At 43.0% G+C, this 14,488-nt stretch carries 12 protein-coding genes; 4 read left to right on the top strand and 8 right to left on the bottom strand.

What is annotated here, in order from left to right; translation table 11 throughout:
- Positions 1 to 13: 13 nt before the first annotated feature.
- Entirely contained in the window at positions 14 to 1,015 is a 1,002-nt protein-coding gene (gene gldB / locus FPL27_RS01025) for a gliding motility lipoprotein GldB (RefSeq protein WP_143959318.1), read from the top strand.
- On the opposite strand, the gene FPL27_RS01020 is transcribed toward gldB, so the two are convergent.
- The 5 genes from FPL27_RS01020 to FPL27_RS01000 form a co-directional block, all read right to left on the bottom strand.
- A complete protein-coding gene (locus tag FPL27_RS01020; protein WP_143959317.1) occupies positions 984 to 2,192 on the bottom strand; it encodes a glycosyltransferase family 4 protein in 1,209 nt (402 codons plus the stop codon). The genes gldB and FPL27_RS01020 overlap by 32 nt on opposite strands.
- Positions 2,189 to 3,988 (bottom strand): asparagine synthase (glutamine-hydrolyzing), encoded by a 1,800-nt coding sequence (asnB, locus tag FPL27_RS01015; protein WP_143959316.1) that lies wholly within the window; start codon positions 3,986 to 3,988, stop codon positions 2,189 to 2,191. Before asnB ends, FPL27_RS01020 begins: the two co-directional genes overlap by 4 nt.
- Positions 3,989 to 4,675, bottom strand: coding sequence for an endonuclease III (gene nth / locus FPL27_RS01010; RefSeq protein WP_143959315.1), 687 nt, complete (start codon positions 4,673 to 4,675; stop codon positions 3,989 to 3,991).
- 370 nt (positions 4,676 to 5,045) lie between these two features.
- Positions 5,046 to 5,273 carry an anti-sigma factor gene (locus FPL27_RS01005; RefSeq protein WP_143959314.1) on the bottom strand — a complete coding sequence of 76 codons (228 nt, stop codon included), beginning with the start codon at positions 5,271 to 5,273 and terminating at the stop codon, positions 5,046 to 5,048.
- Entirely contained in the window at positions 5,248 to 5,850 is a 603-nt protein-coding gene (locus FPL27_RS01000; RefSeq protein WP_143959313.1) for an RNA polymerase sigma factor, read from the bottom strand. The genes FPL27_RS01005 and FPL27_RS01000 overlap by 26 nt, the downstream gene beginning before the upstream one ends.
- 476 nt (positions 5,851 to 6,326) lie before the next feature.
- On the opposite strand from FPL27_RS01000, the gene uvrA reads away from it, so the two are divergent.
- Positions 6,327 to 9,149: an excinuclease ABC subunit UvrA gene (gene uvrA, locus FPL27_RS00995; RefSeq protein ID WP_143959312.1), complete on the top strand. Its 2,823-nt coding sequence runs from the start codon at positions 6,327 to 6,329 to the stop codon at positions 9,147 to 9,149.
- 21 nt (positions 9,150 to 9,170) lie between these two features.
- Positions 9,171 to 10,217 (top strand): WD40/YVTN/BNR-like repeat-containing protein, encoded by a 1,047-nt coding sequence (locus FPL27_RS00990; protein WP_143959311.1) that lies wholly within the window; start codon positions 9,171 to 9,173, stop codon positions 10,215 to 10,217.
- 61 nt (positions 10,218 to 10,278) lie between these two features.
- On the opposite strand, the gene FPL27_RS00985 is transcribed toward FPL27_RS00990, so the two are convergent.
- Complete coding sequence (locus tag FPL27_RS00985) at positions 10,279 to 10,764, bottom strand: YcxB family protein (protein WP_143959310.1); 486 nt, start codon at positions 10,762 to 10,764, stop codon at positions 10,279 to 10,281.
- A 164-nt stretch (positions 10,765 to 10,928) separates the two neighbouring features.
- Here FPL27_RS00985 and FPL27_RS00980 point away from each other — a divergent pair, with 164 nt between their 5' ends.
- Positions 10,929 to 11,153: a hypothetical protein gene (locus FPL27_RS00980; protein ID WP_143959309.1), complete on the top strand. Its 225-nt coding sequence runs from the start codon at positions 10,929 to 10,931 to the stop codon at positions 11,151 to 11,153.
- A 49-nt stretch (positions 11,154 to 11,202) separates the two neighbouring features.
- Here the strand turns inward: FPL27_RS00980 and FPL27_RS00975 are convergent, their stop codons facing one another.
- Positions 11,203 to 11,631: a Fur family transcriptional regulator gene (locus FPL27_RS00975; RefSeq protein WP_143959308.1), complete on the bottom strand. Its 429-nt coding sequence runs from the start codon at positions 11,629 to 11,631 to the stop codon at positions 11,203 to 11,205.
- 237 nt (positions 11,632 to 11,868) lie between these two features.
- Positions 11,869 to 14,385: a zinc-dependent metalloprotease gene (locus FPL27_RS00970; RefSeq protein ID WP_143959307.1), complete on the bottom strand. Its 2,517-nt coding sequence runs from the start codon at positions 14,383 to 14,385 to the stop codon at positions 11,869 to 11,871.
- Between the last annotated feature and the right edge of the window lie 103 nt (positions 14,386 to 14,488).

Genomic DNA, 14,488 nt, shown 5'->3' with positions numbered 1-14,488 from the left:
AACGCATTTAATCATGACATACATCCGCTTAATTATACCAATTCTTTTGATTTCTATCATGGCCTCCTGTGGCCGGAAAGCGGATGATTGTACTTTGTCAGAACAGATTTTAAATGTTCCACTGGATCTAAAGGTGGAAAGGCTGGAAGAAAAGTTTTATCAAATCAGCAGCAGAGAAGAATTATCCTATTTCTTAGAAGATCACCCAGAGTTTACCCAAGAATACCTGCAGGAAAAGGCATATGCAAGTAGGGAGGAATTGGAAGTAGAGCTATTAGCCATTATTGAAGATTCCCTCATGCAAGACCTTAATGAGGAGGTTTTAGCTCATTTCGCAGACTTTGACCAATTAGAGCAAGAGCTGGAGAATGCCTTCAAATACTTGAAATATTATTACCCAAACTTTCAGGCTCCCAAAATCTACACTTTCGTCAGTGGCTTCAGTTCTGATTTTTATATAGGAGAAGATATCATTGTCATCGGTTTGGATTATTTCCTTCCGGCTGATCACCAATATCAGCCTGATGAACTTCCCCAATACATCAGCAACCGCTATCAGAAAGAGTATTTGGTTCCTACCTTGATGACGGCTATTTCAGCTCAATTTAACAAGACAGATTACCAGGATAATACCTTGCTTGCGGAGATGATTTTCTATGGAAAAAGCTACCATTTCACAAAAGCTGTGATGCCATGCACGCCTGATTCTCTTATCCTTGGTTATTCACAGGATCAAATTGTGGCCAGTTATGCCAATGAAGGTATGATTTGGAGCCATTTTATTGAGAACGAACTGCTTTTCGAGACAAACCCATTTGAAATCAGAAAATACACAGGTGAAGCTCCATCCACGGATGAAATCAGTCCCGATGCACCTGGAAGAATCGGCCGCTGGGTAGGTTGGAATATCGTAGATGATTATGTGGACAAAACTGACGTCAGCCTCCCTCAGCTAATGGAGGAAAGCAGGTCTGATCAAATTTTCAGGCAGTCCGGATATAAACCCCGTCGTTGACTTTAAGGGGATGCTTGGTAGGATTGATGACATTGAGAACCCTTTTGACAGCAAAATCTGAGGAAAAACTGTTTTCCGCCAAAGCACGCGCATTCTTTCTAGCCAGTTCTCTGGCTTCTTTATCCTCCATAAAAGTTTCCAAAAGACTCCATGACTTCTCAGGTTCCTGTGCATCAAAAAGCACACCCAACTTGTGGTTGTGGATAAGTTCCTCCACCCATCCCTCATGATTGATAATCAAAGGCTTGCCCATGGCTAAGGCATCAAAGAACTTATTGGGACTATTGGTTCTCAACACTGGATGATGGGCAAAACTAATATACATCACATCACTTCTTTCCATCAAATCACGCACAGCCTCTTTGTTCCCAAAAGGCAAAAAGCTTAAATTTCTCAACCCTTTTTCCTCTGCCAACCTTTGTAATCTGGGCACGTCAGCGCCACTTCCCATAATGTTAAAATGCCAATTCTTCTGATGGTATTGAGCCTGAGCAGCCATGTTTACGAACTCATGCAGGGCATTTACCCTTCCTATTGCTCCGGCATAACTGATGGTCAGAGGCCTCATAGACTTGACATTACTGTTTTGATAAGGCTCAAAAAAATCGATATCAGCAAAATTAGGAATAAGGTAAACCTTGGTTTCATGCGAGCTCTTCTCTATGTAATGTTTGATGCCAGGAGATAGGGCCACCACCTTCAGGGCATGCCTATAAATGCTTTTTTCAAGTTTGTAAAGAAACTTGATCATCAAAGGATTCCTCACCACTCCCATTTGAATTGGCGCCTCCGGCCAAAGATCCCTCACCTCGAAAACATAGGGAAGTGCATATTTCATCTTGGCCCAAATACCAATTAACCCAGTGGTTAGGGGAGTAGAAGTGATATACATCAGGTCGGGACGGGGAAGCTTTTGAATTAGGGTTTTGGCTTTACGCACAAAGCGGATAAAGGCACGAATCCTTCTTCCAAACCCATAATGGTTGTAATAGAAGACAGGAAGGTAATGAACCCTTATCCCATCGATGATTTTTAGGTCATAGTAATCCTTGTTGTGGGCCGTGATAAGATCCACCTCGATGCCATCCTCCACCATACCCTTGGCAAGGTAATAGGATCGCACCGCACCGCCTTCCTGCGGGGTTACAAAATATTGATGGATGTAAATGACTCTCATATTCCCTGTTTTTTGACCCAGCAAGCCAAAATATATATATTATACAACTGTAGAAAACCGGACTTGATATACCGGTCTGGACTTTTGGCCATTTTCCTCATTTCCTCAGGCAAAAGCCCCTGATGGGAGTTATGGAATTCCTTTAGGACCCTGAAAACCGTTTCCCTAAACTGGTCTTCTTCCGAAAACCATTCCTTCAGCGGCAATCCAAAACCCAGCTTTTTGCGCTCGGCTACCTTCTGAAGACCATATTTACCCAACAATTGTTTTATCCACAATTTCGGTTCCAAGCCCAGGTGCATCTCGCCGCTCAAAGACCTGCTGAGATCCACGATACTTTTGTCAAGATACGGAGCCCGACCCTCAATACCATGGGCCATTGTGGCATTATCATGCACTTTGAGCACATCGTTTATCAGATAAAAAGTCCTGTCCCATTCCAAGGCTGCCTTATAATCCTCATCATTTTTCGGATAATAGGCCAAGAATAACGACTGATACTCTTTAGGAATATTTTGAAGGGATGAAAAATTCAGATAGGTAAGTTGGGGATCTGAAGAAATAGCTTGGGCAAACTTTTTCAAATATCGCGTTCCTATGCCCAAATTGCTGACTATTGAGGCTAATCCCTTATATAATCCCGGTTGGGTAAGGTACTTCCTATAAGCCTGGTGTCTGTTGTATCCGCTAAAAAGCTCATCGGCTCCGGCACCGCTAACGAGCACTTTTACATGTCTTTTGGCTTCCTTGCCTATCATCCAAGTCAGAAATCCCGCACTGTCCCCAATGGGTTGGTCCAAGCTTCCAATATAATCCTCCCAATTTTCCAAAAAGACCTCTGGAGTGATCAGAACTTCATGATGAGCACAGTGCATTTTGGTAGCGACCTCTTTTGCGAAGCCGGCATCCGGATAATTTTTCTGGTATTTTTTGTCAAATACAGCGGTGAAAGTGTGTAGAGGGGTTCCAGTCTCATTATGCCAGGTTTTCAACAGCAAACTGCTATCCGCCCCTCCACTCAGGATCACTCCAACAGGAACTTCCGCGTGAAAATGCTTTAAAACCGCATCAAGGAGCAGGTCCTCGAACTGATCCAATGTAGGAAGCTCTTTTGCAATCTCCACATCCTGTTTCAGATCCAACTCCTTCACAATTTCTCCCTCAAAATTGATTTCCAGTAAGCTGCCAGGAAGCAACTGTTTGATCTCCCGATAAAATGAGCTTTGAGGAAAAGAGTGTCTCGAGTAAAAGTAGGGGACAAGTTGTGCGGAATCCAGTTGACTTTTCAAAAGACCAGATGCTACTATCCCGCGGCTTTCAGAGGAAAAGGCCCATTGATTGCCTTGGTGATAAAAGTATAGTGGTTTTTTGCCGGTGGAATCCCGTGCGATCAGGACGGACTTTTCGGACTTATTCACAAATATGAAAGAAAACATCCCTTCTAGCTTCATTACGCCTTTAGCCCCAAAGATTTTCAGCCAATGGATCAAAACCTCCGAATCCGACTGGGTGGTAAAGCTGACACCTTGATCCAGCAATTCATTTCTCAGATCCTGATAATTGTACAGAGCACCATTCCAGACCAAGATTCCATTGCCATCGGCAGTTAAAACGGGCTGATTGGCAAGTTCACCCAAGTCAAGGATCTTCAGCCTGTTACCTGCGACAAAGATCTGGTTATCCACATCGATCCAGTCGGAGTGATCAGGACCACGGTGAAGGGTTGCCTCCATCATGGCTTGAATCTTCAGGTGCCCCTCAATGCCCGGATTGACCAAAAGGTTGATGCCACACATTTACTTCTTTGATTTGGGGATGAGGTCAGCTTCCAGTTGCAAGGTTTTCTGGTTTTTCTCAAAATACCGGCAGAAATGAGTGATTGTGCAATCTTCACATTTTGGCTTCCGGGCCAGACAAATGTATCTACCATGGAGAATTAGCCAGTGGTGGGCCACATGGATATGTTCTTTGGGAATATGTTTGATCAAATGTTTTTCTACCTCCAAAGGTGTTTTGGCATTTTGTGGCACAAGTCCCAACCTTTTGGAAACCCTGAAAACATGCGTATCCACGGCCATATTGGGCTGGTTCCATACCACACTGGTGATCACATTGGCTGTTTTTCTTCCTACACCCGGTAGTTTGATCAATTCATTTACAGTTGAAGGAATCTCACTGTTAAAAACCTCCACCAGCATTTTTCCGAGGCCAAGAAGGTGCTTTGTTTTATTGTTAGGGTAGGAAACGGTTTTGATATAGGGAAAAAGCTCATCAAAATTGGAAGAGGCTAAATGCTCCGGAGTAGGAAAATCCCTAAAAAGCGGTGGCGTCACGATATTGATTCTCTTATCGGTACACTGGGCACTCAGCACCACTGCTATCAGCAACTGAAACGGGTTTTCGAAATGAAGTTCCGTCTCTGCCTCCGGCATATGATGTGAAAAGTGATCTATAAAGGCTTGGTAGCGTTGTTTTTTAAGCATTTTTACTACGTGTTTTTTAGGGTACAAAGTACAAGGTACCAGGTACCAAGTGTTTCAGATTTTTCTGTGGTTTTAGGCCGTTTTGGCCTCATTTCTTATTTAATCCCTTCGCACTTCGTACCTCGTATTTCGTACTTTCGAGTTTTTTGTACTAAGTACAAGGTAGGGTGCTTTCAAATATCTTCTTCCGCGGAGATGCCTCCCGATCCGCAAAAAGCTTCTCGGGACAAGTACTGCGAAACTCAATTTTTTAACTCTGAGTAACTCCCCGTCCCTTTTTGCAAATTAACAATTATTCTCTCCTCCAGCCACAAAAAAACCACCCAAGAATGAACTTGGGTGGTGATATAATTAATTTCTTATTTTAAAATCAGACGTTCTCTTTGGTCAGACATTTTAATTTGATGGCATCCACTACTTTTTCAGAGGGCTCCATAAAAACTTGATCGAGTTGATCTATGGCGCTTCGAAGTTCAATGTATTGCTCCATAAGAGCTTCATCGGCATGAAGAGCCTGGGTAAGTTGATCACTCTCGGTTTCACTCAACTCTTGGTAAATGTAGCTTACCAGATCATTTGGGGTAAAAGATTTTGTCATAGGCAAAATTTATCTGTTTCATCTTCTTCCGCATGTTGATTAAAGCATAGCGCATGCGGCCTAGAGCAGTATTGATACTTACCCCGGTCTGCTCAGCTATCTCCTGGAAGCTCAGATCCATATAATGCCTCATAATCAGCACCTGTTTCTGCGTCTCCGGCAGTTCGTCAACAAGCTGCCTAACCAGTTTATGGGTTTCGTCCTTCACTTGGAGGTCTTCCACAGACTCATCGGCAAACTTCAGCGTATTAAACAAATTGGAACCGTCCTCCATGACTATGGATGGGTACCTTTTCATCTTTCTAAAATAATCAATGGCCAAGTTGTGAGCTATTCTCATCAACCATGGCTGGAATTTTCCTTCTTCGTTATAACGATCGGAATTTAATGTCTGTACTACCTTGACAAATACGTCCTGTAGTAAATCCTCTGCCACACCCTGATCCTTTACGATCATGTAAATTGTCGTAAATACCCTGGATTTATACTTATCTACCAATAACTCAAATGCAACTTCGCTACCATTTCTATATTGTGCGATAAGTTCGCTGTCCTTAGGCCCTAACCTTTTACTCATAAATTCTAACTTTTAAAATAACGTAGAGGTTTATCCCATATTGTGATTTTGATGGTGAAACAAATATCTAAGAATCCAAATGTATATATTAGAAAAATACAACGCAATCAATTATCTAAATTTTTTCTATCCAAATAAATGATAAAATAATTTATCACAAAATTATCATCGGTTTATACAATACCTGCAGAATTATCTAAATTGATGAAAGTTTGACAAAACCTTTTCAAGGCGCAAAGCAAATGCCACCAAACTCAGAAAAATGCAATTCAAAAGTGCTTTATATTAGTTGATAGATAAATTTACCAATTAACTAGTTGAAAACCAAAAGAAAGCAACTCAACGGCGTATAAAATTATATTTTGCTTTTAACATATTTTAACATTATGAATATACTAAGAAAAATTGCCTTTCTTCAAGAATAGGCTTTTCAACAAAATTACCATTTGCCGTGTTTGGTAGGTATATTTGTATTTATGGACAAAAGCATGCAACACCACCACGGAGCTTTGGAAGAGCTTGACCCCCGATCCTACATCATTATCAAAAACGCCAAAGTCAACAACCTGAAGAGTTTGAGCGTGGCCATCCCCAGAAACAAACTGGTGGTGGTGACCGGACTATCAGGATCTGGCAAATCCTCCCTGGCATTTGACACCCTCTTTGCCGAAGGCCAAAGGATGTACGTGGAAAGTCTAAGTTCCTATGCCCGCCAGTTTCTTGGCCGTATGGAAAAGCCCGAAGTGGAATACATTAAAGGAGTCTCCCCAGCCATTGCCATACAACAGAAGGTCAACACCCGGAATCCCAGGTCCACTGTAGGCACCTCAACAGAGATATACGATTACCTAAAACTTCTTTACAGCCGTATCGGGCGCACCATATCACCCATTTCTGGAGAAGAAGTGAAACACAATACGGTTACGGACGTCGTTGATTATATCCACAGTTTCGAGGAAGACTCGAAAGTGATGATCAGCTGCCCTCTACAGATTGCGGCAGATCGAACCGTTAAGAAAGAGCTTGAAATACTACTTCAAAAAGGGTTCAGCAGGATTTTAATTGACGGAGAAGCCTATTATGTAGAAGACCTCTTGGAAAGCGACGATTTCCCCAAAGGGGATTATGAAATCCTCATCGACCGCGTGACGGTGCAGAAGGAGGATGAAGATAACCAGTTTAGGATCTCAGACAGTGTGCAAACTGCTTTTTACGAGGGCCATGGAGAATGCCATATCATGCTTCCTGGAAAAGGTGAAAAAACCTTCAACGATAGATTTGAACTTGACGGGATGACCTTTGAGCATCCATCGGTTAACTTTTTTAGCTTTAATAACCCCTATGGGGCCTGCAAAACCTGTGAGGGTTTCGGTTCAGTACTGGGAATCAACGATGATCTGGTCATTCCTGACAAAAGCCTTTCAGTTTATGAGGGCGCCATTGCCCCATGGAGAGGGGAAAGCTCCAAGAAGTGGGTGGAGCCTCTGATTAAAAATGGGATCAACTTTGACTTCCCCATACATCGCGCTTATGAAGACCTGGACGAAGAACATAAACAACTCATCTGGACCGGCAATAAGTATTTTCAGGGCTTAAATGACTTTTTTGCCCACCTCCAGAGCAAAACGCATAAAATCCAGTATAGGGTAATGCTTTCTCGCTACCGTGGAAGAACTACCTGTCCAGACTGTAAGGGCACGCGATTGAGAAAGGATGCCTCATATGTCAAGATTGACAATCATAGCATAATTGACGTGGTATTGATGCCGACGGAAAAAGCATACGAGCATTTTCAAAGCATAAAACTTACCCCACAGGAGGAAAAAGTAGCCAATCGCCTACTTAAGGAAATCATCAATAGGCTGGAATATATCAATAAGGTGGGATTGGTTTACTTGACTTTGAACCGCCTGACCTCCACACTTTCTGGCGGAGAATATCAGCGGATAAAGTTGGCCACTTCCCTTGGCAGTGCCCTGGTTGGCTCAATGTATATCCTGGATGAGCCTAGCATCGGCTTGCATCCAAGGGACACCGATCGCTTGATCACCGTGCTGGAAAGCTTGCGGGATATGGGCAATACCGTAATAGTGGTGGAGCATGAAGAAAAAATCATGAAAGCCGCAGATGAGATCATCGATATCGGACCGGAAGCAGGAACCCATGGCGGAGAGCTTGTTTTTCAAGGAAACCTAGAATCCCTCCTTACTGAAGGAAATACCTACACGGCCAAGTACCTAAAAGGTGAGGAAAAAATCGCTTTCAACAAATCTACCCGAGGGTGGAAAAACAAATTTACCATCAAAGGTGCAAGGGAAAACAACCTCAAAAATCTTACGGTTAGCTTCCCTTTAGGAGTACTCACCGTGGTCACTGGAGTCAGCGGTTCGGGTAAGTCTACGCTGATCAAAAAGGTGCTTTATCCATCCATAGGCAAAATTCTGGGCACAGTCAGCGAAGAAACGGGCAAGTTTGATAAACTGGAAGGTGATTACAAAAAGATCACCCAAATAGAATTTGTGGATCAAAACCCGATCGGCAAGTCCTCAAGGTCCAATCCGGTAACCTACGTGAAGGCCTATGATGCCATCCGGAACCTTTACTCCGATCAGCCAACAGCAAAGCAAAGGGGCTACAAGCCTGCTTTCTTTAGTTTCAATGTGGATGGGGGACGTTGTGAAGCCTGTCAAGGTGAAGGCACCCAGAAGATTGAAATGCAGTTTATGGCCGATATCTATCTGACTTGTGAATCCTGCAAGGGAAAAAGGTTTAAAAATGAGATCCTCGATGTTAAATTCAATGATAAGGACATTTCTGAGGTATTGGACCTTACTATTGAGGAAGCTATGGATTTCTTTAAAGACAAGCCAGCAATTATCAACAAATTGGAACCACTTTGGGAAGTTGGCTTAGGCTATATAGGCCTAGGACAATCCTCCAATACCTTGAGTGGTGGTGAGGCACAACGTGTAAAGTTGGCTTCTTATTTGGGGAAGAATACCTCTAAGATGGATGAGCATATCTTGTTCATATTTGATGAGCCCACCACAGGGCTGCACTTTCATGACATCAAGAAACTGCTGCATTCCATTAATGCCTTGATCGACCAGGGCCATTCGGTTATTATCATTGAACATAATACCGAAGTAATCAAATCGGCTGACTGGGTAATAGATCTTGGGCCGGAAGGTGGCGATAAAGGCGGCTTTTTGACTTTTGAGGGTACTCCCGAGGAACTTTTGGAAGAGCAAGACAACTATACTGGTAAATACCTGAGAGAATCATCTTTGAATCATTAGCAATTACTTTTTTACCCCAATATGAAAAAACTATTATTTGCCATGTCCTTGATTTGGGGGACTCTCCATATTCTTTCCTGCGGGGCAAAAGTAGCCGTAGAAAATCCCGAACCAGGTAACTGGTTGATGATGGATACGCCAGTAGATGTATCCTTGAGAGGTTTGTCACCTGTTACTGAGCATATTGTGTGGGCCAGCGGCGCAGACGGCACCTGGCTATTAACCATGGATGGTGGTAAGAGTTGGAAACATGGAGTTATCGATGGTCTGGACACGGTGGATTTTAGGGACATTGAAGGTTTTGATGCTAGCACGGCCATTGCCATATCTGCTGGACAGCCGGCTGTGATCTATAAAACCACCGATGGTGGGGAAAACTGGAAAAATGTATATCAAGGCAAGGCAGACGACTTCTTAAACGGAATGGCCTTCAGAAATGATAAAATTGGCTATGCCTATGGGGACCCCATCAATGGAAAATGGACGATCATAAAAACAGAAGATGGTGGCGATACCTGGATAAGATCAGAATCCTCCCCAAAAGCAATCGAGGGAGAAGCTGGATTTGCCGCTAGCGGATCTATCATGGTAGTAGATCAGGACAATCTTTATTTGGCCAGCGGCGGAAAAGAAAGCAACATTTACTATTCGCACAATAGAGGGGACCAATGGGCCGTCACCCATACGCCAATGACCCAAGGGGAAGCATCACAAGGCATTTTTAGCCTGACCATTATCGACAATAGCAACATTATCGCGGTAGGTGGCGACTTTGAGGATCCGAATAACCATACGGCTAATGTCACCTTATCACATGATAACGGTCTAACTTGGGAACCAAACAAGGGTAATACCCCATCGGGCTACAGATCTGGAGTGGCTTATTATCCCAGATTACATTGGGTAGTTGCCGTGGGCCCGAGTGGAACCGATTACAGCACTAATGGTGGAGAACACTGGGAAAGTCTGGGTACTGAGAGCTTCCATACCGTCAAAAGATCCAAATCCAACGGCTCAATCTGGGCCTCCGGAGCAGACGGCAAAGTCGCCACACTAGAAATATTGTAAGATGACGGATGACCGATGTCGGATGTTTCATCGGTCATCCGACATCTGACATCCGACAAAATCACTTCTCTGATGCTTTGATTAGCCCTTTTCTCCTCAAAATAGTCTCCATGAACTTCTTCTCATTATCGGTATTGAAAATCCGATAGGGAAGGTGGATAAACTGGGCTTTAGACATAATCAGTACATAGGCATCTTTATCCACATAGGCCTGTTTGATCATGTCCCAATTAATCGGCATGCCTTGTTTGGGGTTGACTTTCATCAGCACCTGGCGGCTGTCGATCTCATAGGCGAGTTTTTCAAACATGACTTTATTTTGCTCCATTTGCGTAACTCCTGCAAACTGGATAACCCAAAACAACAAATAAAGTACGTAGGCCAATATCGCCATACTTATCCACCACCAAGACGCAATCCAGAAATATCCAGCAGCAATGGCCAAAGCGATCAAAATCACCCACCACTGTTCCTTGAAGACATTTCTAAGTCCTAGCTTGATATAAGTACCCGTTTCTAATTTATATTTTTTGGTTTTGATAATCATGGCGATAAAATTTGACGCAAATATCTGATGATATCGGCTATAAACCAAATTATCTCCCAAATGCTAGGATATTTTAGCCAATTCCCAACAAAGCCAAACTGCTTATGGTTAGGTTTTTGAGGATTAAAACATATTCGCGTAGAAATATAAAATAACTTTTAACCATGAGCAGCTTATTTATCGATCTGGTTTTGTGTGCGCTTGCCTATGTGGTGTTGATCTATTTTGTAGCAACCATGACAAAAGCTCGCTTCAATAACCGTAACAACGACGCAGATGATGGAGATGGAGGTGTGGAGGATATGACCCCGCCAAAAATTGATTTGCCACCAGGAGTAATATGGCCAAGTGATGTGCCTAAACGTAAAACGCCTACACCAATGCTTTGAAGGAGTATTCGGTCTTCGCTCTTCGGTCTTCGGTCACCCGTCTCCCGTCTCAACTACATTTGTCACACACCCCTTGAACCAACAGGTTCATTTCTTTGCCTACGTAACCCTTGGGTAAAGTAATAGAAGGAAGGGTGAGTTCTTCAATACAGTTGGTTTTGCCGCATTTTTCACATTTGAAATGGACATGATCATGATTGTGGTGATGATGGACACTGCTATCCTGATGTTCGTGCATGCAAAGAGCATATTTTGTTGCCCCACTATCATCAAGAACCTTGTGCACCATATCATTTTCCAAAAAAGTCTTCAAAGTCCTATAAATTGTAACCCTGTCGAAATTCTCCTTTAACTCTTCTTCAAGGTCGGCATGGGAAAGAGCTTCCTGACGTTTTAGAAAAGTCGTTAACACATCTCTTCTACAGCTGGTAACCCTAAGTTTATTTTCCCGAAGGATATCTGAAGTTTTTAAAGTCATGTCCTGGAATTTGGTTTACTAACTGTTCAACGGTATAGACGTAAAAATAATTCTAATGTCTGACTTTAAAAAAGGTATGTAAGAAATATGACTTAAAAGACGGAAGACCGAAGACGGAAGACGGAAATAGCGGCCATTGTAGATACCGGCCATGGATCTTTTTGGTTTTGGCGTTTACAGGGAAAATTATGGATATGCACTATAAAAAAAAAGGGGAGTCAAGGACTCCCCAATTGATTAGGCTTTCGGATTTAAAATAACATTTATCCTTTCCAAAGCATCCTCTAGGTGTAGTTTGGACACTCTGTCGGATGTTCTTGGGATTGCAGCTTTTACTTGCTTTTGAAGGGTTTTCAGTTCACCTCTCACAACCGGACGGATATCCGACTGGGAAGCGTTGATCTGAGGACCCACAAACCTTCTGTAACTAGCCGGAACATTTGGCTCGTCTTTAGTCATCAAAGCTTCCAATCTTTCCAAGTGGGCTCTCTGAAGAGCTCTTCTGTACACGTCTATCTGCTTACCAGCATTAAGCTCAGTCCAGATTCCAGAACGAAGGTCATCAAAAAGCTCAACCATATTATAAGCATTGCTGCCATTGATAGCTTCATTTTCAATCAAACGGCCGAGTCTTCCATGGTCAAGGATACTGTTAAGCGTTCCTACCTGGATACCTCTGATTTTCTCCAATGCACCGAAATCGGCAGTTCTAGCAGTAATCTCATTGTCGATCAACCAGCTAGGAGTAGCAAACAGCTCTTGGTTAAGGAATTTCACCGCTTCTTTCTGAGTGGCTTTGTCAGTATGAGTATACACTCCCTCACCATCACCAGTAGATTTATAACGTTCGTAAACACCACCAACGTTGGTCTTCACGTGCCCCATGTAACGGTTGTATTGTCCGATTACCTGGCCGTACATTTCATTCAAGTCTGTGTAATCTTTGAACGGCTTGTCTTCTTCATAAGTCCACTCAACCAAGTTAGGCATGATGCGCTTCAAGTTCTTGATTCCGTAGTCAGAGGCCAACATGGCGTTATCTCCTAAGTCTTCGCTTTGTGCACTTGGATCATAAGAGTTGCCCTGACGACCATAACGGTAAAGCGGATCACCATTTTTGGACGTTATCCACTCGTTCAGGATAGTTTGCTCGTCTTCTGGAGTCTCAGCATCCAATATTGGTCTATAACCCCAAGAAATAGCATATTTATCATATACCCCTACGTCAGGGAAAAGGCTTACTCCTTTATCTTCCGGTTGGGCAACATAATTAAATCTGGCGTAATCCATGATTGATGGCGCCGTACCATATTTCTGAGTAAATTCTGCCGAACGCAAAGAATCCACAGGGATAGCATTGGAAGAAGCAAAATTATGCGGCAAACCTAAGGTGTGTCCCACTTCGTGAGCAGACACAAACCTGATCAGTCGTCCCATTACATCATCTTTGAATTTCACACTTCTAGCATCTGGGTTTACTGCTGCAGTCTGAATGAAATACCAGTTTCTCAACAGGTTCATCACATTGTGATACCATCCGATATCAGATTCCAGAATTTCACCGGATCTTGGATCAGACACGTGAGGTCCGTATGCATTTTGGATATCAGAGGCGAAATAACGGATCACAGAATATCTGGCATCCTCTGGGCTCCATCCCGGATCTTCTTCAGGAGTAGGGGCATCTTTAGCCTGGATAGCATTCTTGAAACCTGCGGCTTCAAAAGCACGGTTCCAGTCCTCTACACCTTGCTTAAGGAAAGGTCTCCACTTATCAGGAGTAGCAGGATCAATGTAATAGACAATCGGCTTCTTAGGCTCTACCAATTCACCAGCATTGAATTTCTCGATGTCCTCGTCTTTTACTTCAAGTCTCCATCTGTCCAAGTAGGTTCTTTTAGTAGCTCTTTGCTCGTCCAAGCCATAATCGGTTACCGAGGTATTGAACCAACCCACTCTTCTGTCAGCCAAACGCTGTTTCATAGGCTCCTTTGGAAGCAACAACATGGAGCTGTTCATTTCCACAGTAATAGAACCGGTGCTAGAATTGGAAGGTGGGTTGTTAGCCAAATAAGTCATGATGTACCTACTCTCGATGTTGATCGGGTAAGTGTGGATATGTTCGATATAAGAACGGTCCCCGTCAAGACGAGTCACTTTATAGCTTTCTCTCCTGTTTTTTGGAAGACCCAAAGCCTGAACATCTTTGCTGTAAAGATCAGTAGCCTCGATCACCACGCCTTCTCCATCCTTGGATTTGGCCTTGATGTCGAAAGAATGGATGATTGGCTCCAAGTTGGAATTTTTCACCGCTTGGTAAATCGGTAATGAATCAGAAGCAGTGTTTTTATAGCTGACCAACTTCAAGTTGATGCGGTTACCATTTCCACGGTCCCATCTCACCATTTGAGTATTGGTACGCTCTCCACCATAACCTATGCCTTCGGCAGTTTTGGCAATCGTGGTTACAATCAGCATTTCTCTTCCGATCAAAGAATCTGCAATTTCATAGAAATACTTTCCGTCCATATCATGAACGGTAAAAAGGCCTTCTTTGGTTTTAGCCTTGGAGGTAATTACTTCGCCATAAGGCTTAATTCCATTCTTGCTGGCCGCTGGTTTTGCTTGAGCCGCTGCAGTTTCGGCCTCTTTTTTCTTTTTCTTGCGTTGTGCTTGCACGTCCTCTGAAGCGAAGACAGCACCGACAAGTAAAGAGCCAATGACTACATGTTTTAAATTCCGGGATGAAAACATCTTATTATTTATTGGGTTGATAATTTCGTTGCAAGGCACAAAATATGACTTATATTAAAAACCCTATCTATATAGTTTGTCATTTTTGATAAACGGTATATGA

The sequence above is a fragment of the Litoribacter populi genome (assembly GCF_007483685.1).
Classification (GTDB): Bacteria; Bacteroidota; Bacteroidia; order Cytophagales; family Cyclobacteriaceae; genus Litoribacter; species Litoribacter populi.
Note: the sequence above shows the minus strand (reverse complement) of the source record. Positions and strands in the feature narration are given on the sequence as shown.

Bases quoted from the DNA above. Each gene is read 5' to 3' on its own strand.
- FPL27_RS01000 (WP_143959313.1), bottom strand. From the start codon at position 5,850: ATGAGTAAAAGGTTAGGGCCTAAGGACAGCGAACTTATCGCACAATAT.
- uvrA (WP_143959312.1), top strand. From the start codon at position 6,327: ATGGACAAAAGCATGCAACACCACCACGGAGCTTTGGAAGAGCTTGAC.
- FPL27_RS00970 (WP_143959307.1), bottom strand. From the start codon at position 14,385: ATGTTTTCATCCCGGAATTTAAAACATGTAGTCATTGGCTCTTTACTT.
- nth (WP_143959315.1), bottom strand. From the start codon at position 4,675: ATGCTTAAAAAACAACGCTACCAAGCCTTTATAGATCACTTTTCACAT.
- FPL27_RS00980 (WP_143959309.1), top strand. From the start codon at position 10,929: ATGAGCAGCTTATTTATCGATCTGGTTTTGTGTGCGCTTGCCTATGTG.
- FPL27_RS00990 (WP_143959311.1), top strand. From the start codon at position 9,171: ATGAAAAAACTATTATTTGCCATGTCCTTGATTTGGGGGACTCTCCAT.
- gldB (WP_143959318.1), top strand. From the start codon at position 14: ATGACATACATCCGCTTAATTATACCAATTCTTTTGATTTCTATCATG.
- FPL27_RS00975 (WP_143959308.1), bottom strand. From the start codon at position 11,631: ATGACTTTAAAAACTTCAGATATCCTTCGGGAAAATAAACTTAGGGTT.
- FPL27_RS00985 (WP_143959310.1), bottom strand. From the start codon at position 10,764: ATGATTATCAAAACCAAAAAATATAAATTAGAAACGGGTACTTATATC.
- asnB (WP_143959316.1), bottom strand. From the start codon at position 3,988: ATGTGTGGCATCAACCTTTTGGTCAATCCGGGCATTGAGGGGCACCTG.
- FPL27_RS01020 (WP_143959317.1), bottom strand. From the start codon at position 2,192: ATGAGAGTCATTTACATCCATCAATATTTTGTAACCCCGCAGGAAGGC.
- FPL27_RS01005 (WP_143959314.1), bottom strand. From the start codon at position 5,273: ATGACAAAATCTTTTACCCCAAATGATCTGGTAAGCTACATTTACCAA.